The following is an 18,484-nucleotide window of genomic DNA, read 5'->3' as shown; positions in this document are numbered from 1 at the left end:
TCACCCCGCCGCGACGCCGCCGTGGCGGCGAATATAGGCGTCGACCAGTGCGCGCTGCTGGTCACCGCTCGCGGCCTCGAGTTCGATGCTCTCGCCGTCGATCGTGACCGTCACCCGGTGGGTGCCCGGGTGGCGGCCCAGCCAGTCCCGCACCGTCTCGATCAGGGTGGTGAACACCCCGCCGGAAGCACTCAGCGCCAGCACGATCGCGCCGATCGTGACGGGGTCGGCCACCTTCGTACCCGGTGCCGTTCCGGCGCTGTCCCGTGCCAGCGCGGCCGATTCGACGCCGTCCATCGCGGCCAGCTCCGCCCGCAGCATCCGGGTCTGCCGGTCCAAACGCTCGTCGTCGATCTCCGTGGCGGCCATCGATACTCGAACTGTCACGCCGCGGTGGTCGTTCTGCGCGATACCCATCGGAAACCTCTTTCCCGCCTGGACGGCCGACGCCGACCAGGATGCGAATCGACAAGACCGATTCTCATCGCTGGTATCCGGCGTCTCACGGGTACGCGACTACCCGAACCTGGCAAAACGGGCAATGCGGCTCGCGCAATGCCATCGCCCGCAGCGGGATGGTGCTGGTCATCGCCCGCGCGGCGGACCGAGTCCGTTGTGGCACAACAAGATCGACAACCCACGAGTCGACCCTTCGCTGCGTGATGTAGGTAGCCGACTACTTGCGGACAGCTATCGCAGGCTTCCGCGACGCGGGTCGGTCCCGGGAATCAGGCTGGGGTGCGGAGGGATTCGAGGGTGTGGACGAGCGGCGCCAGTTCGGGATTGCGGGAGGCCGTGGTGAGCGCCTCCCGGAGGGCGATGGCATTGGTGGGGCGGGCCGCCTCCAGGAGCTCGTGGCCGGCGTCGGTGACCTTGGTGTAGATGCCGCGGCGGTCGTGGGGGCAGAGGTAACGCGTGAGGAGGCCGCGGTCCTCGAGCCGGGTGACCAAACGGGTGGTGGCGGATTGGGAGAGGACGACGGCGTCGGCCACCTGTTTCATCTGGAGCATGCCGCCGTCGCCGTCGTGCTGGCGGGAGAGGACGTCGAGCAGGGAGTACTCGCGGACGCTGAGGTCGTGGGCCGACTGGAGGGCGCGTTCGATGTGGGCCTCGATCGTGCCGTGCAGCAGGGAGAGGGCACACCAGCCCTGGGCCAGGGCGGTCATGGCGGGATCGGTGGCTGTCATCGCGTTTCCTCGGGTCGGAGGGACTCCCACCAGGATAGACCAACTCTGCAATAGCCAGCGTTTGCAAGTAATGTGCGTCTGCAACTATTGTTGGCGCACGTAAAGTGCTCTTGCAACTCTTTGCTCGGAAGGTGTGTCCATGCCACTCGCGCTGCTCGCCCTCGCTATCGGGGCCTTCGGGATCGGCACCACGGAATTCGTGATCATGGGCCTGCTGCCCGAGGTCGCCGCGGACTTCGGCGTCTCCATCCCGGCCGCCGGCTGGCTGGTCACCGGCTATGCACTGGGCGTCATGCTCGGTGCGCCGGTGATGACCGCGCTCGGCACCAAGATCTCCCGCAAGCGCATGCTCATGCTGCTGATGGGATTGTTCATCGCCGGAAACCTGTTGTCCGCCATCGCCCCGGTCTTCGGGGTCATGCTGCTGGGCCGGGTGGTCGCCTCGCTCGCGCACGGCGCGTTCTTCGGCATCGGCTCGGTGGTGGCCGCCGATCTGGTGGCGCCGGACAAGAAGGCCGGGGCCATCGCCCTGATGTTCACCGGCCTCACCGTCGCCAATGTGGTGGGCGTGCCGCTGGGCACCCTGGTGGGCCAGACCGTCGGCTGGCGCAGCACGTTCACGGTGGTCGCCGCGCTGGGCGTGGCCGGGCTGGTGGGCGTGGCCAAGCTGGTGCCGGACCTGCCCAGGCCGGAGGGCGTGCACCTGCGGCACGAACTGGCCGCCTTCAAGAACATTCAGGTACTGCTGGCCATGGCCATGACGGTGCTGGGTTTCGGCGGCGTGTTCGCGGCCATCACCTATATCGCCCCGATGATGACCGAGGTGACCGGTTTCGCCGACGGGTCGGTGACCTGGCTCCTGGTGCTGTTCGGCCTCGGCATGTTCGCCGGAAACCTGGTGGGCGGCAGGTTCGCCGACCGGGCGCCGATGCTCATGCTGGTCGCGCCGCTGGCGGGGCTCGCGGTGGCGCTGGGTCTGTTCACGGTCACCGCGCACGACAGGATCGGGGCCGCCGTGACGATCTTCGTGATCGGCGTGCTCGGCTTCGCGACCGTGCCGTCGTTGCAGAAACGGGTGCTCGATCAGGCGCACGCGGCGCCGACGCTGGCCTCGGCCATGAATATCGGTGCGTTCAACCTGGGCAATGCCATCTCGGCGTGGCTGGGCGGGCTGGTGATCGCGGCCGGATTCGGTTACACCGCCCCGAACTGGGTCGGTGCCGCGCTGGCGGTTTCGGCGCTGCTGCTGGCCTGCCTGTCGGAGGCGCTGGAGCGCCGTGCCGCACAGCAGTTTTCGACATTCCAGACGAACCAGGCGTACCGTACCGTCCATTCTTGAGCGCTTGTCCGCGCCGCGCTAACCTCGCCGACGTGCCCGGATTCGGGCACGGCTAATCGAGCGCGATCGGTGAGTTTGCATGCTCGACAATGTTTTACGGATCGCCATTGTTGGAGTGGGACCGCGGGGTCTGAATGTTTTCGAACGTATTTGCGCCAACGCTCGGCAGTTAGGCATCTCGGCCGGCGTCGAACTGGTGCTCATCGATGCGACGCGGGTCGGTACCGGCGCGGTCTGGCGCACCGGCCAGCCCGCGCACCTGCTCATGAACACGGTCGCCGAGCAGGTCACCATATTCACCGACGACACCGTCGAGATGGCGGGCCCGGTGGAACGCGGGCCCAGCCTCTACGAATGGTCGAACTTTCTGGCGAAGATCGGCAATTTCGCGAGCCTGCCCAGCGATGCTTTCGGTGCGGCCCTGCGGATTTCCCCGGAGAGCTATCCACCACGCGCCTTCTACGGCCATTACCTGCGCTGGGCCTTCGAGCGCACCCGCGACAGATACGCCGATTGGGTGCGGGTGAGCGAAATCGTGGCAACCGTGGTGGATATGTGCGACGGCCCCGGCGGATTCCAGGAACTGGAACTCGATACCGGCGAACACGTGCGCGGATTGCACGCGGTGGTGCTCACCCAGGGCCACCTGGCCGAAGCGCCGCCCGGCACGTGCGGTTCGCTCGCCGACACCGCGGATCGCCTGGGCCTCACCTACATTCCGCCCGGCAATGCCGCCGATGTGGATCTGGACCGCATTCCCGAGGGGGACCCGGTCATCATTCGCGGCCTGGGCCTGACCTTCTTCGACTACCTCGCCCTGCTGACGGTGGGTCGCGGCGGCCGGTTCAAGGAGTCCGAGGCCGGGCTGGAGTACGTCGCCTCGGGCCGGGAGCCGCTCATCGTCACCGGCTGCCGCCGCGGCGTCCCGCATCACGCGCGCGGCGAGCATCAGAAGGGGGTGGCCGGCCGCTACGAGCCGCTGCTGCTCAACGCCGACCGCATTGCCCGATTACGCCACCGCGCACGGAAATTCGGCGACGTCTCCTTCCGCCGCGACGTCTGGCCGCATATCGCGCGCGAGGTCGAATCGGTCTACTACACCCGCCTGATCGCGGACCGGGTGAGCCCGCACCGCCTGGCCTCCTTCCGCGACCGCTACCTGATCGCCCCGACTGCAGCGGACGCCGAGGAACTGCTGAACCGCTTCGGCGTGCCCTCGCAGGACCGCTGGGACTGGAGCGCACTCGCCGATCCCACCGGCGGTCGCTGCTTCACCGATCCCGCGGATTTCCACGCCTGGCTGCTGGCCTACCTCGACGCCGATGTGCAGCAGGCCCGCCTGGGCAATGTGCACGGCCCGGTGAAGGCGGCCCTGGATGTCCTGCGCGACCTGCGCAATGAGGTCCGGCTGGTGGTCGACCACGGCGGCATCACGGGCTCCTCCTACCGCGACGACCTGGATCGCTGGTACACGCCGATGAACGCCTTCCTGTCCATCGGGCCACCGGCGCACCGGATTTCGGAACTGGCGGCATTGATTCGCGCGGGTGTGGTGCGAGTCGCCGGTCCCGGCATGCGGGTCCGGGCGGACACCAGGCACGAGTGCTTCGTCGCCGATTCACCCCTGGTGGGTGATTCGGTGGCGTCGGCACAGACTCTCATCGATGCCTGGATGCCCGCACCGGACCTGCATCGCACCGCGGATCCGTTGCTGCGCAACCTGTTGCACCGCGAGGAGGTGCGCGGCTACGTCATCGCCTCCCCGGACGGCAGCCGCTACCGCACCGGCGGCCTGGCGCTCGCGCCGGGTTCGTTCCATCCGGTGGACACGATCGGGCGAATCCACCCGCGCCGCTACGCCTTCGGAGTGCCGACCGAGGCGGTGCGCTGGGTGACGGCGGCGGGCGCGCGCCCCGGGGTCAATTCGGTGACGCTGGCCGACGGCGATGCCATCGCCCGCGAGATCCTCACCGCCCACCGGTACGAGGGCCCGGCGATCCCGCCGGATCAGCATGGGGTGCAGCGGCATTTCGAACTCCAGCACGACAGTGAAAGGCACGATGACATGGCGCTGGAATGTGGTCTGCTGGCCCCCGTCGGGGTGGGCACGCCGGTGGAGTCCCTGCTGAGCGACGACGCCTGGATCGAGGCCATGCTGGAGGTGGAGCTGGCGCTGGCGCGCGCCGAGGCCCGACTGGGCATGGTGCCCGACACCGTCACCGATCATCTGGCGGTGGCGGTGCGCGAGCACGCGTTCGACGCCCGCGAGATCGCGCAGGCCTCGCGCGGCGCCGCGAATCCGGTGGTGACCTTCGTGGAGCGCCTGCACGACGCGGTGGCGGACGTGGATCCGGTGAGTGCGAACTACGTGCACTACGGCTCCACCAGCCAGGACATTCTCGATACCGCGACCATGGTGATCGCCGCCCGGGTGCTGTCCGTGCTCATCGCGGACCTGGACACCATGGTCGGCTCCCTGGCCGAGCTGGCCCACCGCCACCGCACCACCCCGATCGCCGGCCGCACCCTCGCCATGCACGCGGTGCCGACGACCTTCGGCGCGAAGGTGGCGGTGTGGATGCAGGGCCTGCTCGACGCCCGCGAACGCCTGGACCGCGTGCGCGGCACACTGCCGGTCCAATTGGGAGGCGCGGCGGGCACTTTGGCGTCCTATATCGAATGCGCGCGCTGCGCGGATTCGGAACTGTCGCGGGCGCCCGCCGGCGAGATCATGGAGCGCCTCACCCGCGAGTTCGCCGCGGAACTCTCCCTCACCGTGAGCGCCACCCCCTGGCACACCGCGCGCACCCCGATCGCCGATCTGGCCGCGGCGCTGGCCCTGACCTCCGGCACCCTGGGCAAGCTGGCCGTGGACGTGATCTCCCAGTCCCGCAACGAGACCGCCGAACTGCTCGAGCCCGCCGCCCCGGGCCGCGGCGAATCCTCGGCCATGCCGCAGAAGCGAAACCCGGTGCTGAGCACCATGATTCGTGCGGCGGCGCTGCAGGTCCCCGCGCTGGCCTCGACGCTGTTCGGCGCGCTGCTGGCCGAGGACGAGCGTCCCGCCGGCGCCTGGCACGCCGAATGGCAGCCGCTGCGCGAATGCCTGCTCCTGGTCGGCGGCGCCGCCCACACCGCGGTCGAACTCGCCGCGGGCCTGATGGCCGATGCCGACCGCATGACCGAGAACCTCTCGCTCACCGAGGGTCAGATCGTCGCCGAACGCCTCTCGATTCGCCTGGCCCCCTTGCTCGGCAAGCCGATCGCCAAGAAGGCCCTGCAGGCGGCCTCTTTCGAGGCGCGGACCACTACCCGGCCGCTGGCCGACATCCTCGCCGAATGCCCCGATATCGCCCTGCACCTGACCAAACCCGAACTGGCCGAACTCCTCCGCCCCGAGAACTATCTCGGCGCGGCCCCCGACCTGGTCGACCGGGTGCTGCGCCGGATCTGATCCGATTCGGCGGTGGCGGAAGGGAGTTCAGCGCAGATGACCGGGCCGGGGCGTCGTGTTCAGTTGCCGAAGCGGTTCTTGGGCGGGCGGTTGGAGGCGGCGCGGCGGGCGGCCTCCTTCTCCTTGACGCGCTCGGCTTCCTTGCGGACCGCGACCAGATTCTCCCGTTCGCGGAGCAGCCATTCGGGCGGGTCGGCCAGCAGGGCCGCGATCTCGTCCGCGGTGAGGGCGTCGGCGACGGCGGCACGGGCCAGACCGGAGTTGGAGATGCCCAGCTTGCGGGCCACCACATCGCGCGGGAAGGGGCCGTTGGCCCGCAGCTCGAGCAGCCACTGCGGGGGATCGGTGCGCAGTTCCTCGAGCTGGGCGCGGGTGACGGGTGAGTTCCGGAACTCCGCGGGGGTTGCCGGGAGGTAGATGCCGAGTTTGTTCGCCGCGGTGAGCGGCTTCATGGTCTGGGGGTTCTTGTCCGGGCTCACCGATCAAGGGTATCGGGCGGGTGGGGTGAACCTGCTGGCCGGTGCAATACCGTGGACGCCATGAGCCGGTTGGAGTCCATCGATCTGACGCGCCTGCGCTGGTTCGTCGCGGTTGCCGAGGAATTGCATTTCGCCCGGGCGGCGCGTGGCCTCGGTATTTCGCGGCAGCGCTTGAGCGGGACGGTCATCGAGCTGGAGGAAGAGCTCGAAACCAGACTGTTCGTGCCGGGCGCGCAGCCCACCCAGCTGAGCGAGGACGGGCGGGTGCTGCTGGACGAGGCCCGCGCCCTCATCGCGGCCGCCGCGGCCGCGGAGCCGGAGCCGGCACCGGCCGCGGCGGACCGCCTGCGCGTCGGCTTCGTCCCGGGCGTGACCGTCACCAAATGGGAGCGCATCTGGCGCGAGCGGTTCCCCGAGGTCGCGCTGGAGCTGACGCCGATCCCGATGAAGGAGCAGGAGCAGGCCCTGCGCACGGACGCGGTCGACATGTGTTTCGTGCGGCTACCCATCGATCGCGATGGGGTGAGCGCGATTCCGCTCTACCGCGAGGTCCCGGTCGTGGTCGTCCCCAAGGATCATCCGATCGCCCTGTTCGATCAGGTCGCCACGGCCGATCTGGCCGATGAGCGCATGCAGGACGCGGCCGACCTGGACGACGCCGCCATGACCATGGAGCTGGTGGCCGCGGTGAGCGGGGCGGCCATCGTGCCGCACTCGATCGCCCGCCTGCACCACCGCAAGGACCTGGTCTACCGGACCGTCACCGATGTGCCCGAGACCGAGATCGCGCTGGCCTGGCCCGCCGACCGCACCACCGAGCTGGTGGAGGAGTTCGTGGGTGTGGTGCGCGGCCGCTCCCAGCGCAGTTCCCGTTCGCCGTCCGGGCAGCAGCCGGACAAGCCTGCGCGGCAACAGAATTCGCCCAAGCGGACGGGTGTGGCCAAGGCGGGCGGGACGCGCAGTCAGGCCGGGGGGAAGAAGCCGCAGACCGCCGCGAAGCCGAAGCAGGGCGGTGCGAAGAAGCCGGGCAAGCGGCGCGGGCGCTAGCGCGCAGCTCCGCGCGGACGACCCACGAGGGCCCGCCTCCCGTTCGGGAGGCGGGCTCTTTCGTGTCCGGATGCTCAGGGAAGCATCTGGAGAAAGTTCAGGGTCGAGTCAGGGTTGCGCTATACGTATACGTCTACTTATAGTGGCTGAAGACGGGGAATGACCGTCCGGAACCCTGAGAAGTGCAGCGGCACAGCGGGTATCGACCCACAGCGCCGTGCTGTACATGCATGCCGATATGCGCATTCACTGATGATTTGGAGCACCCCATGGCCCTCGATATGGACAAGTCCAACGACGCCGACCCGCAGGACGCCCCGGAGGCCCCGGCCGCCACCGGCACCGATCTGGTGCCGGACCCGCTGCCCGAGGGCATGCGCGAGATCACGCTGCGCGTCGGCCCCGGCGGTGGCCGCACCCAGCGCTTCGTCGGCCGGTTGCTGGCCGAGGCCCAGCATGTGACCAAGGAGGGCAGCGAGTCCGTGCAGGTCTTCCTGAGCCGCAAGGGCAAGCTGGTGGTCCACCGGCACTATGTCGAGTGGTCGGATTTCGCCCAGGCCTCCAAGAACGCCGCGCGCGAGCGGAAGGAGGAGTTCCTCACCGCCCGGCACAGTTCCGACCAGTCGGATCTTGCGGTATTCACGGACTGGGCCAAGGGATTTAAGAACTGGCGCGAATTCCTCGGCCTGGGCGAGGATGGTTACGGCGACTTCACATTGGAGATCGTGGACTCGCTCACGGAACTGCGCGACCGCATTCCGGCGAAGGTCTATCGCATCGTCGCCGACGTGGTGGAGAACCCCTCCTCGCAGGTCCTCGACATCTGAATAACGCGGCCGAACCCGGAAAGGACTTCTCCCGCATGTTCTCCCGCTTGGGGCGCTTCGTCGTCCGATTCCCGTGGCTGGTGATCGCCGCGTGGCTGATCGCCATTGTCGCGGTCGTCGCCACCGCGCCGAAGCTCACCGCCACCACCGACCAATCCGACTTCCTGCCTTCGCATTACGAATCCATCCAGGCAGCGAAGTTGCAGCAGCAGGCATTTCCCAACAGCAATACCCCCGCTGCGCTCATCGTCTTCGAACGCTCCGACGGAGCCCCGATGACCGATGCCGACTCGACCGCGGTGGCCGCCGCCGCGACCAAGCTGTCGGAACGGAACATCAAGGATGTCACCGGAATCCAGGTGGTACCCCCGGCGGAGAACCGGGCGGTCGAGGTGGTCGCGGTGCAGATGACCAAGGTCACCAGCGCCAATGACACCCACCAGTCCGACGCGGTGAAGTCCCTCCGGGACGCGCTGAAGGAACAGGTGAACGGCACCGACCTGAAGGCCGGCATCACCGGCACCGCCGCCCAGACCCTGGATCAGCAGGATTCCAGTACCAAGGGCCTGATCATCATCGGTGTGGCGACCGTGGTGCTGATCCTGGTGTTGCTGCTGCTCATCTTCCGCAGCCCGATCATCGCGCTGCTGCCCATCCTGGTCATCTTCATCGCGGTGTCCCCGCTGGCCAGCGGTCTGATCGCGATCGCCAGCAACACCTTCGACCTCAAGATCGACAGCTCGGTGCAGTCGCTGCTGGTCGTGGTGCTCTTCGGCGTCGGCACCGACTACATCCTCTTCCTGATGTTCCGCTTCCGGGAGCGCCTGCGCGCCGGTGAGGACGCCAAGACGGCCGTGGTCAGCGCGGTCACCCGGGTCGGTGAGGCCATCACCTCGGCGGCCGCGGCGGTGATCATCGCCTTCGGCGCGCTGACGCTGTCCACCCTGGGCATGTTCCGGTCCATGGGTATCGCCCTGGCCATTGCGGTCGCGGTGGCGCTGCTGGCCGGGCTCACGCTCATCCCCGCGATCGTTTCCCTGTTGGGCACCAAGGTTTTCTGGCCCTCGAAGGCCTGGCAGGTGGAGCCGACCGGGGCTCGGTTCGCGGCCGTGGGTGGCGCGCTGGGCAAGCGGCCGGGCCTGTTCGCCGTGGCGTCCGGTGGTGTCCTGATCGCCCTGGGCGTCTTCGCATTCGGCTTCAATCCGACCTTCGACCTGAGCTCGGGTTCGACCTCGGGCAGCTCCGAATCCGTGGTCTACGGCAAGGAATTGCTCAAAGGCATGCCCGCGGGCAGCACCCAGCCCTCGCAGGTGTATCTGCGCAGCGAGCACGGCGCGCTGAGTGCCGACGAGCTGAACGCCTTCGGAGCGGCACTGCACGTCCACGGTGTGGGCGAGGTGGGTCCGCGGCCGGCACTGTCGGCCGACAAGACGGTCGCCGAATATCAGGTGACGCTGTCCGACAAGCCGGAATCCGATGCGGCCCTGAAGACCGTGAAGGGTCCGCTCCGGGATGCCGCGCATGCGGCGGCCCCGGTCGGTACCTCGGCGGTGGTGGGCGGCATGACCTCGGTGTTCGTCGACTTCCAGCACGCCATGAACCGGGACTACATGGTGGTGTTCCCGGTGGCGGCCATCCTGATCATGATCGTGCTGGCCCTGCTGCTGCGCAGCGTGGTGGCGCCCTGGTACCTGATGGCCTCGGTGTTCCTCGGCTTCGCCGCGACGCTGGGTTCGGCGGTGCTGGTCTTCCAGCATCTGCAGGGGGATTCGGGTCTGATCTTCACGCTGCCGCTGATCATGTACCTGTTCGTGGTCGCCCTCGGGACGGACTACAACATCCTGATGGTCGCCCGGTTGCGGGAGGAGGCGCGAGAGGGCCACGACCCGCACCGCGCGGCCGCCCTGGCCCTGCGTCACACCGGCCCGACGGTGGCGGCGGCCGGTGTCATCCTGGCGGGTACCTTCGCCTCGATGATGCTGGCGGGCAACGACACCCTGTCGCAGATGGGCTTCGCCATCTCGGTCGGCATCGCCATCGCCGCGTTCGTCATGGCGATGTTCTTCACCCCCGCGGTGACCGCGCTGATCGGCCGCCGCGCCTGGTGGCCGGGCCACGGCGGTGATGCGGAACAGCAGCAGCCGCAGTGGGATGCGGAATGGACGCCGTCCGATGTGGTGAGTGACGCTCGCCGCTGACGATCCGAGTTTGCTCCGAACGGTTCGGCCCGCTTCTCCTCCGGGGAGGCGGGCCGATCTCGTTGCTGCGATCATGCCGCTGACCTGCATGGGACCGCGTCTGACAGAAACGTGTTTCAGTATTTTCTCAAAAGTGCCACGCAATGAACTGGACAACCGATACAGTTCGCCGGACCGCATCGAAGCGGGTTGGCACCAAGGAGTTGAAGACATGACAGTGTCCCTGAGCAAGCGCATCGCCCGGCGGGCCGGCGTCGGCCTCACCGCCGTCGCCGCGATGGCCTGTTCCGTGGGCCTGACCGCCTCCACCGCCTCGGCCGTACCCACCGGCCTGTCGGTGAACGCCCGCAATATCTACATGGGCTGCGTGTACCAGATCACCGCGACCTACGACAACTGGATCCAGGCCTGGTTCTACGACAATGGCGCGATCATCTCGGGCAGCCCGATCACCCCGAGCAACGGGCAGGCCACCATTCAGTGGACCCCGCACAGCGCGGGCACCCACACCCTGTCGACCCTGCAGGGTTCGGCCTGGGAGCTGAAGGTGAACGTCCTCGAGCCCACCCTGACCGGCAGCGCCACCTGCGGCGCGGGCCCGCTCGGTTTCCTGGGCTCGTAGCAGAGCTTCCCCCGGCTCGTAAAAGACTCGGTTCGGTGTGGGCCCGACCCGCCGAACCGTCCCGGGCCGGCTGACCATAATCCTCTGTTCCCAGGTCAGTCGGCCCCTCTGCGTTCGCGCGCCCGGCCGCGGTCAGTGCACGGTCACGTGCCAGACCACGGCCGCGGCCAGCGCGCCCGCGCCGTTCACCGCCCAGTGCAGTGCGATGGGCGCGAGCAGGCTGCCGCTGCGGCGCCGCAGCCAGGTGAAGACCACGCCCGCCCCGGCGGTCGCGAGGACCGCGAGCCCGATGCCGAGGAGCTGTCCGGCCGGGCCGCCGCCGAGGAATCCGGTCAGTCCCTTGTTCCCGCTGGTCAATCCCAGCGATGAGGCAATGTGCCAGAGCCCGAACAGCATTGATCCCGCCGCGAATACCCCGCGTGCCCCGGCCACCCGGTCCAGGGTGCCGTGCAGCACGCCGCGGAAGGCGAGCTCCTCCGGGATCGCGGTCTGCAATGGGATCACGATCATGGACGCGATGAGCGCGCCCGAGACCGCGGCGTAGCGGTCGTTCAGGAAGAAGGGGCGGGTGATCGGCAGCGCCGCGCCGATGACCACGGCCGCGAGCACCACGCCCACCGCAGCCAGCGCCCACAGCGACCCGCGCCGCCACTGTCGCGGCGACAGGCCGAGGTCCTCCCAGCCCAGCCCGCGGCGGCGCACCAGGGCGACCAGCACCAGTGCGGCAATCGGCACCGTGAAGATGCCGGCCCACCGGTTGGTGAAGTGCGCGATGAGATTCGTGCAGATCAGGACCACAACGACGACGGCCACATCCACGTAGGCGTGCAGCTTGTGGCCGGGCAGCGTGGGCGGGTCAGGGAGCACCGCGACCGCGCCGTTATCGTTTCGCGACATCCCGGCCAGTCTACGAGCGGATTCTTGGAACGGCCTTCGATTGTGGTTAATCCCGCTATGCGGAATACCCGGCGGCCGGCGCTCGTCCGCTCGCCCAGCCCTCGGGATCGTCCCAGGCCTGCAGCGTGCGCGCGGTGTCGAAGCGGCGCGGTTCCCGGGTGATCGGATCGATGAATTCCAGTGCCGAGGCCAGCAGTTGCAGTGGCCGGGTGTAGTCGTCGACCGGTTTGTCGGTGAGTTCGGGATAGAAGTCGTCACCGAGGATCGGGACCCCGAGGCTGTTCATGTGCAGCCGGATCTGATGCGTCCGCCCGGTCCGCGGCCGGAGCCGGTAGCGCCCCAATCCGTCCCGCTGCTCGGTCAATTCGACGAGGGTCTCCGCATTCGGTTCGCCCGCGGTCTCGTAGGCGCGCAGCACCTGCCGCTCCTTGACGATCCGGCTGATGATCGTGCGCGGCAGTCCGAGCTCCGGATCGAAGCGCGCGACGGCCTCGTACTCCTTGTGCACCAGCCGCTTGTGGAACATGGTCTGATACGCCCCGCGCACGGCCGGATTCACGATGAACAGCACCAGCCCGGCGGTGACCCGGTCGAGCCGGTGCGCGGGCACCAGATCGGGCAGGTCCAGGTCGCGGCGCAGTTTCACCAGGGCGGTCTGCAGAATGTGCTGCCCGCGCGGGATGGTCGAGAGGAAGTGCGGCTTGTCCGCGACGAGGATGTCGTCGTCGCGGTAGACGATGCCGATCGGGAACGGAACCTCGGTCTCGTCCGGCAGATCGCGGTGGAACCACACCGCGCCGCCGGGGGCGTACGGCGTGTCGAGGGTGATCGGGCCGTCCAGATCCACGATGCCGCCGGTGGACAGCAGTTCGTCGATGCGTTCGGGGCGTACCCGCGGCAATCGCTCCACGAGGTGGTCGCGAATGGTCGCCCAGTCGCCGTCCTCGGGTAGCCGCAACCGGGCCGGGTCCAGCCCGTGCCGCTTGGGTAGCGGTGGTTGCTGCCTGCGTCTCACTCGCCAAACCCTAGTCCCCGAGTTTGTCCGGACCAGGGGGTACGGTTGGCCAACGCCCGGAATGTCCGGGTCGAAACGAGTGATCGGGGGTCTCGTGTACCCGAACGACCAACAGCCGCAAGGGTATCCGGGCCAGCCCGGTCAGCCGGACTACGGCCAGATTCCACAACCCCCGCAACCGGAATACGGCCAGCCGCAGCCGGGATACGCTCAGCCCGCCTACGGCCAGCCGGGTCAGTGGGATTACAGCCAGGGCGGTCAGCCCGGCTACCCGCCCGGGTATCAGCCGATGCCGCCGGGCTATCCAATGGCTCCGCCGCCTCCGCAGGGCACCAATGGCCTGGCCATCGCCGCCCTGATCCTCGGCCTCCTCGGCGCGTGTCTGCTCGCCATCCCGTTCGGCATCATCGCGCTGACCCAGATCAAGCAGCGCAATCAGAACGGCAAGGGGCTGGCCATCGGTGGCCTGGTCGCCTCCGGCGTGTGGGCGCTGATCGTCGTGATCCTGTTCGCCGTGGGCGCGGTGAACAGCTCGGATACCTCTGCGTCACAGGACAATACGACCCGCGCATCGGCCCTGCCGGATTCGCCCACCTCCATCTCGGTCGACGAGGTGAAGGTCGGCGACTGCCTGCAGACCGTCGAGGAGAACAACCACATTCGCAAGGTGACGGTGCTGCCCTGCGATTCCGCGCACGATGCCGAGGTGATCGCCCAGGTGCATCTGACCGGTTCCTGGCCGGGTTCGCTGGATGCCTCGTTCCAGCAGGCCAATGACGCCTGCCTGGACGAGATCGACAAGCAGCTGAGCAAGAGCTCGATGTACGACCAGCTGGAGACCTTCATTCTCTACCCGGCCAACGAGACCCAGTGGAACAAGCTCAATGGCCGCGCGACGTGCATGGTCCACGACGCGAGCGGCAAGAAGCTGACCGGAAAGGTGCCGCGCTGACCGACGGTATGGTCGTTCAGCAAAAGTTAGCCTAACCTATCTTCTCGCCGGTGTTCGTGGGAGCGCCGGACCGAGGAAGGTGGGAGGCGGACTGATGACGGTCGAGTCACCGCCCGCGGTCGAGGCGCACGCCATCGATCCGGGCCCGGCGGCAGCCGACCCGGGCGGGCCCGACGCGAAAGCGGAGGTGAAGGCGCGCCGGCGGCGAGAGGCCGCCGCGCGCAAGGAGATTCTCGCCCCGGTGCGCGACCCGCTCACGGTGGCCGGGCTGATCGTGGCGGTCGCCGCGGTGTGCTCGGTGCTGCCGTTCCTGCTGATCGTCTCGGCCTGCCGTGAGCTGCTGCGGGATGCGCCCGGCACCGACCGGGTGTGGCGGCTGCTGTTGATCGCGGTGCTGGTGCTGGTGGCCCGGGCGGTGCTGCAGGCGGTCGCGCTGACCTGGTCGCACGCCGTGGACGCCCGCTACCAGCTGACCCTGCGCCGGCTGCTGGCCGACAAGCTGACCCGGGTGCCGCTGGGCTGGTTCGGCGCCCGCACCTCCACCGAGGTGAAGAAGTACCTCCAGGACGATGTCGAGGCGCTGCACTACCTGGTGGCGCATGCGCGGCTGGACTTCATCGGTTCGGTGACGGTCCCGCTGGTCACCCTGGTCTACCTGGCGACCGTGGACTGGCGGTTGACGCTGATCCTGCTGCTGCCGCTGGTCGTCTACGCGCTGTGCATGCGCGCGATGCTGGACGAGCCCGGCCGCGAACGCCTGCTGGCCTATAACGCCGCCGAGCAGCGCACCCGTGCCGCGACCGTCGAATTCGTGGACGGCATCCAGGTGGTGCGGGCCTTCGGGCGAGCGGGCAGGGCGCACAGCGAGTTCCGGGCCGCCGTCGAGGAGCAGACCGAGCGGCTGCGGCGGCTGAAACTGCCGGTGATGACGGTGCAGTCGATCTCGGACACAGTGGTGTCGCCGGTGTTCGTCATGCTGCTGGTCGTGGTGGCCGGGCTCGCGGGCGTGGGCCTCGAGTGGATCGAGCCGCTGGATGTGCTGCCGTTCCTGCTGGTCGGGCTCGGCCTGGGCAGTTCGCTGCTGGGTCTGGGCTACGGCACCCAGGCGCTGCGCACGGCCGGTGACGCGGCGCTGCGGCTGCACGATCTGTTGCAGACCGCCGAATTGGCGTCCGGCACGGGCGATTCCGCACCGCAGCAGGCTCCCGCCGGGCTGATCCGTTTCGAGGGCGTGAGTTTCGGCTACCGCGCCGACCATCAGGTGCTGCGCGACCTCGACCTCGAGCTGGCGCCCGGCACCATGACCGCCCTGGTGGGCCCCAGCGGTTCCGGCAAGTCGACGCTGGCCAAGCTGCTGCCGCGCTTCTACGACGTGGACGCGGGCCGGATCACCCTCGGCGGCCGCGATATTCGCGACTTCCCGAGCGAAGAGCTCTATCGCACGGTCGGATTCGTCTTCCAGGACGTCCGCCTGATCCGCGGCACCATCGCCGACAATCTGCGCCTGGCCCGCCCCGGCACCGATGCCGCGGCCCTGGAGCGCGCGGCCCGCGCGGCCCGCATCCACGACCGCATCCTGGCGCTGCCGCGCGGCTACGACTCCGAGATCGGGGTGGACGCCGTGCTGTCCGGTGGTGAGGCGCAACGGCTTTCGATCGCCCGCACCCTGCTGGCCGACACCCCGATCCTGGTGCTGGACGAGGCCACCGCCTTCGCCGACCCCGAATCCGAGGCGGCGGTGCAGGACGCGCTGGCCGAACTGGTGGCCGGTCGCACCGTGCTGGTCATCGCGCACCGGCTGCACACCATCACCGGCGTGGACCGAATCCTGGTGCTGGAGAACGGAACCCTGGTCGAACAGGGTGACCACGCCAGTCTGCACACCGCGGGCGGGGTCTACCAGCGGCTCTGGGAAATCAATGAGGCGGCCCTGGAGGCCGTCGCCGGCGCCGACCGCGCCGCCGGGAGTGCCGATCGGCCTTCGGGCGCGTGGTCGGACGGAACCGACCCGGTGGCAGGCGATCTCGGGGACGGCCGGGCCGGGACGAAGGCCGGCCTGTCCGCCGCTGCTGAGGAGGGCAATCGATGATCCGCAAGGTGCTCGGCCTCGTGCCGGGTGAGTTCGCGCGGCTGACACCGCGACTGCTGCTGGCCATCGTGGTCCAGGCGCTGTCGCAGGCCGCCGCCTATGTGCTGCTGGTGCCGGTCTTGCAGGCCCTGTTCGACAAGGATCTGGGCCGGGCCTGGTTGTGGACGTTGTGGCTGGCGCTGGCCGTGGCCGGGGTCGTGGTGTTCGGTTACCTGCAGTCGGTGCTGGGCCTGCGCGTCGGTGTGGGCATGCAGCACGGATTGCAGACCCGGCTCGGCGATCACCTGAATGCCCTGCCACTGGGCTGGTTCGACGACCGGCACGCGGGCGAGCTGTCGCGGGTGATGGTCGAGAACGTCCGCGAGGTGCAGGGCCTGATCGCCTATCTGCTGGCGAAAATGCTGACCGGCGTGCTGGTTCCGCTCGGTGTGGCGGTGGGCATGCTGGTCGTCGACTGGCGTATTTCGCTGGCCATGCTGGTGACGGCCCCGGTGCTGTTCCTGGTGAATCTGTGGGCCAACCGCTCCTATGTCGCCGCCGATGAGCGCATGCACGAGGCCGCCGCCGAGGCGAACGCCCGGGTGCTGGAATTCGCGCAGGCGCAACCGGTGCTGCGTTCGCTGGGCGCGGTCGGCGCGGGTAATCGCGCGCTGGACGCGGCATTGGCCCGCCAGCGCCGGGCCGCCGATGGCCTGCTGATCGCCGCGGTGCCCGGCCTGATCGTGTTCTCGCTGGTGGTGCAGGCCGTCTTCCTGGTGCTGGTCTACCTGGTGGCAGGCCGGGCCACCGACGGCGCACTCTCCGCCGCCGCGGCGATCGCCCTGATCGCGGTGAGCTCCCGTTTCATCGAGCCGCTGACCCAGGCCGCGCAGCTGGGTGGCGCCCTGCGCTCCGCCGCCGCAGCGGCCGACCGGGTGAGCGCGCTGCTGACGGAACCGGCACTGCCGCAGCCGGATTCACCGGTGCCGCCGGGTGCCCCGCAGGTGGAGTTCGATCGGGTCAGCTTCGGCTACGGCCCGGACAGGACGGTGCTGCAGGACATCTCGTTCACTGCGGCACCCGGCACCACGACCGCCATCGTGGGCCCCAGCGGCGCGGGCAAATCCACGCTGCTGCGCCTGGCCGCCCGCTTCCACGACACCGATTCCGGTCGTGTCATGGTCGGCGGTCACGATGTCCGTGAGCAGCCGGCGGCGACCCTGCTGAACCAGCTGGCGCTGGTCTTCCAGAACGTCTACCTCTTCGATCGCTCTGTGCTGGAGAACATCCGGGCGGGCCGTCCGGACGCGACCGAGGCCGAGGTCCTCGCGGCCGCCCGGGTCGCGCGGGTGGACGAGATCGCCGACCGGCTGCCCGACGGCTGGCAGACCGCGGTCGGCGAGGGCGGCTCCGCGTTGTCCGGTGGTGAGCGCCAGCGTGTTTCGATTGCCCGCGCCCTGGTCAAGGCTGCTCCGATCGTGCTGCTGGACGAGGCCACGAGCGCCCTCGACCCGCACAACGAGGCGGCGGTGGTGCGCGGTGTGCACGAACTCACCCGTGGCAGAACCGTTCTCGTGGTGGCGCATCGGCTCGCGACCATCGCGCACGCCGATCAGATCCTGTTCATGGACGGCGGTCGCATCGTCGAGCGCGGTACGCACGCCGAGCTGCTCGCGCTCGGCGGCCGCTATGCCGCCTTCTGGACCGAGCGCACCCGTGCCTCCGGCTGGCGTCTGGCGCCGGTACCCGCGTAGCCGGACGGCCCCGGATTCCGCGCGAGTCCGGGGCCGTTCGGAGTGGGTCACTCTCGAATTGTGAGAGTCATTGTCGACGGGTCAGAGGCTGCAGGGCAGCATGGCGACGCTCGCGACGGTGCACTCGCCCTCGCGGGACAGCTTCCAATCGCCGTCGACGAGCTTCCAGGTCAGCGGGAAGGTGAACGGATCGAAACCGTCCACGGCCGTCTGCAGCGTGGCCGAGAGGGTGTCGCCGTTCTCGGTGACCGGGCCCAGGATGGTCCAGCGGAAGCTCGGCGGGGCGGCGTTCATGGCGGTGCCGATCTGGTCCAGCAGCGGCAGTCCGGCCTCGCCGGCCTCGAGCTCGGCGGCCCGGGTGCCGGCCGGGGCGCCGGTGTTGAGGGCCGTCTGCAGCTTGGCCTTCAGGTCGCCGGTGCTCGGGGCGGCGGTGTGAACGGGGGCGAAAGCCGGTGCGGCCGTGGCGGTGACGGCGCTGACGCCGGTTCCGGCGAGCAGGGCGGCGGTGGCGAGGGCGGCACCGAGGAGGCGCGAGGTACGGGGCATGGTTTCCAGTCCAATCGTTTTCGTCACGAGCGCTTCGCAAGCGCTGCCAAGCAATATAAGGTAAGGCTATGCAAACCTAAGGTAGTTGGTGGGTTGTGC

At 69.0% G+C, this 18,484-nt stretch carries 15 protein-coding genes; 9 read left to right on the top strand and 6 right to left on the bottom strand.

Annotated features, from left to right (window positions below; all coding sequences use genetic code 11):
- Both ACFXIV_RS32025 and ACFXIV_RS32020 read right to left on the bottom strand, forming a co-directional pair.
- Positions 1-417, bottom strand: coding sequence for a hypothetical protein (locus ACFXIV_RS32025; protein WP_379394435.1), 417 nt, complete (start codon positions 415-417; stop codon positions 1-3).
- 311 nt (positions 418-728) lie between these two features.
- The gene (locus ACFXIV_RS32020; protein ID WP_379394437.1) at positions 729-1,187 is read right to left on the bottom strand and encodes a MarR family winged helix-turn-helix transcriptional regulator; all 459 of its coding nucleotides are present in this window, start codon (positions 1,185-1,187) and stop codon (positions 729-731) included.
- Between the two features lie 139 nt (positions 1,188-1,326).
- Between ACFXIV_RS32020 and ACFXIV_RS32015 the strand changes: the two genes are divergently transcribed.
- A complete protein-coding gene (locus tag ACFXIV_RS32015) occupies positions 1,327-2,526 on the top strand; it encodes an MFS transporter (protein ID WP_379394439.1) in 1,200 nt (399 codons plus the stop codon).
- A gap of 79 nt (positions 2,527-2,605) precedes the next feature.
- The gene (locus ACFXIV_RS32010; RefSeq protein WP_379394441.1) at positions 2,606-5,980 is read left to right on the top strand and encodes an FAD/NAD(P)-binding protein; all 3,375 of its coding nucleotides are present in this window, start codon (positions 2,606-2,608) and stop codon (positions 5,978-5,980) included.
- Positions 5,981-6,039: 59 nt separating this feature from the next.
- Here the strand turns inward: ACFXIV_RS32010 and ACFXIV_RS32005 are convergent, their stop codons facing one another.
- The gene (locus ACFXIV_RS32005; protein ID WP_379394443.1) at positions 6,040-6,459 is read right to left on the bottom strand and encodes a DUF5997 family protein; all 420 of its coding nucleotides are present in this window, start codon (positions 6,457-6,459) and stop codon (positions 6,040-6,042) included.
- A gap of 60 nt (positions 6,460-6,519) precedes the next feature.
- On the opposite strand from ACFXIV_RS32005, the gene ACFXIV_RS32000 reads away from it, so the two are divergent.
- The 4 genes from ACFXIV_RS32000 (at position 6,520) to ACFXIV_RS31985 (ending at position 11,153) form a co-directional block, all read left to right on the top strand.
- A complete protein-coding gene (locus tag ACFXIV_RS32000) occupies positions 6,520-7,506 on the top strand; it encodes a LysR family transcriptional regulator (RefSeq protein WP_379394445.1) in 987 nt (328 codons plus the stop codon).
- Positions 7,507-7,775: 269 nt separating this feature from the next.
- Positions 7,776-8,333 carry an EXLDI protein gene (locus tag ACFXIV_RS31995; RefSeq protein WP_379394447.1) on the top strand — a complete coding sequence of 186 codons (558 nt, stop codon included), beginning with the start codon at positions 7,776-7,778 and terminating at the stop codon, positions 8,331-8,333.
- A 35-nt stretch (positions 8,334-8,368) separates the two neighbouring features.
- Positions 8,369-10,531 carry an MMPL family transporter gene (locus ACFXIV_RS31990; RefSeq protein WP_379394449.1) on the top strand — a complete coding sequence of 721 codons (2,163 nt, stop codon included), beginning with the start codon at positions 8,369-8,371 and terminating at the stop codon, positions 10,529-10,531.
- A gap of 211 nt (positions 10,532-10,742) precedes the next feature.
- Positions 10,743-11,153, top strand: coding sequence for a hypothetical protein (locus tag ACFXIV_RS31985; RefSeq protein ID WP_379394451.1), 411 nt, complete (start codon positions 10,743-10,745; stop codon positions 11,151-11,153).
- A 132-nt stretch (positions 11,154-11,285) separates the two neighbouring features.
- Here ACFXIV_RS31985 and ACFXIV_RS31980 read toward each other — a convergent pair whose 3' ends face one another.
- Both ACFXIV_RS31980 and ACFXIV_RS31975 read right to left on the bottom strand, forming a co-directional pair.
- Positions 11,286-12,050, bottom strand: coding sequence for a CPBP family intramembrane glutamic endopeptidase (locus ACFXIV_RS31980; protein WP_379394453.1), 765 nt, complete (start codon positions 12,048-12,050; stop codon positions 11,286-11,288).
- Between the two features lie 55 nt (positions 12,051-12,105).
- Positions 12,106-13,065 (bottom strand): RluA family pseudouridine synthase, encoded by a 960-nt coding sequence (locus tag ACFXIV_RS31975; protein WP_379394455.1) that lies wholly within the window; start codon positions 13,063-13,065, stop codon positions 12,106-12,108.
- A gap of 94 nt (positions 13,066-13,159) precedes the next feature.
- Between ACFXIV_RS31975 and ACFXIV_RS31970 the strand changes: the two genes are divergently transcribed.
- The 3 genes from ACFXIV_RS31970 (at position 13,160) to ACFXIV_RS31960 (ending at position 17,839) form a co-directional block, all read left to right on the top strand.
- On the top strand, positions 13,160-14,017 hold the full coding sequence (locus ACFXIV_RS31970; RefSeq protein ID WP_379394457.1) for a DUF4190 domain-containing protein: 858 nt from the start codon (positions 13,160-13,162) through the stop codon (positions 14,015-14,017).
- Positions 14,018-14,111: 94 nt separating this feature from the next.
- Positions 14,112-16,106 carry an ABC transporter ATP-binding protein gene (locus tag ACFXIV_RS31965; RefSeq protein ID WP_379394459.1) on the top strand — a complete coding sequence of 665 codons (1,995 nt, stop codon included), beginning with the start codon at positions 14,112-14,114 and terminating at the stop codon, positions 16,104-16,106.
- Positions 16,103-17,839, top strand: a complete 1,737-nt coding sequence (locus tag ACFXIV_RS31960; protein WP_379394461.1) for an ABC transporter ATP-binding protein — start codon at positions 16,103-16,105, stop codon at positions 17,837-17,839. The genes ACFXIV_RS31965 and ACFXIV_RS31960 overlap by 4 nt, the downstream gene beginning before the upstream one ends.
- Before the next feature lie 81 nt (positions 17,840-17,920).
- Here ACFXIV_RS31960 and ACFXIV_RS31955 read toward each other — a convergent pair whose 3' ends face one another.
- Positions 17,921-18,385 (bottom strand): hypothetical protein, encoded by a 465-nt coding sequence (locus ACFXIV_RS31955; RefSeq protein ID WP_379394463.1) that lies wholly within the window; start codon positions 18,383-18,385, stop codon positions 17,921-17,923.
- Positions 18,386-18,484 lie beyond the last annotated feature (99 nt).

The organism is Nocardia sp. NPDC059236, assembly GCF_042754085.1.
Lineage (GTDB): Bacteria > Actinomycetota > Actinomycetes > Mycobacteriales > Mycobacteriaceae > Nocardia.
Note: the sequence above shows the minus strand (reverse complement) of the source record. Positions and strands in the feature narration are given on the sequence as shown.

Coding starts and splice junctions, on each gene's coding strand:
- ACFXIV_RS32025 (WP_379394435.1), bottom strand. CDS start 417: ATGGGTATCGCGCAGAACGACCACCGCGGCGTGACAGTTCGAGTATCG.
- ACFXIV_RS32020 (WP_379394437.1), bottom strand. CDS start 1,187: ATGACAGCCACCGATCCCGCCATGACCGCCCTGGCCCAGGGCTGGTGT.
- ACFXIV_RS32015 (WP_379394439.1), top strand. CDS start 1,327: ATGCCACTCGCGCTGCTCGCCCTCGCTATCGGGGCCTTCGGGATCGGC.
- ACFXIV_RS32010 (WP_379394441.1), top strand. CDS start 2,606: ATGCTCGACAATGTTTTACGGATCGCCATTGTTGGAGTGGGACCGCGG.
- ACFXIV_RS32000 (WP_379394445.1), top strand. CDS start 6,520: ATGAGCCGGTTGGAGTCCATCGATCTGACGCGCCTGCGCTGGTTCGTC.
- ACFXIV_RS31995 (WP_379394447.1), top strand. CDS start 7,776: ATGGCCCTCGATATGGACAAGTCCAACGACGCCGACCCGCAGGACGCC.
- ACFXIV_RS31990 (WP_379394449.1), top strand. CDS start 8,369: ATGTTCTCCCGCTTGGGGCGCTTCGTCGTCCGATTCCCGTGGCTGGTG.
- ACFXIV_RS31985 (WP_379394451.1), top strand. CDS start 10,743: ATGACAGTGTCCCTGAGCAAGCGCATCGCCCGGCGGGCCGGCGTCGGC.
- ACFXIV_RS31980 (WP_379394453.1), bottom strand. CDS start 12,050: ATGTCGCGAAACGATAACGGCGCGGTCGCGGTGCTCCCTGACCCGCCC.
- ACFXIV_RS31965 (WP_379394459.1), top strand. CDS start 14,112: ATGACGGTCGAGTCACCGCCCGCGGTCGAGGCGCACGCCATCGATCCG.
- ACFXIV_RS31960 (WP_379394461.1), top strand. CDS start 16,103: ATGATCCGCAAGGTGCTCGGCCTCGTGCCGGGTGAGTTCGCGCGGCTG.
- ACFXIV_RS31955 (WP_379394463.1), bottom strand. CDS start 18,385: ATGCCCCGTACCTCGCGCCTCCTCGGTGCCGCCCTCGCCACCGCCGCC.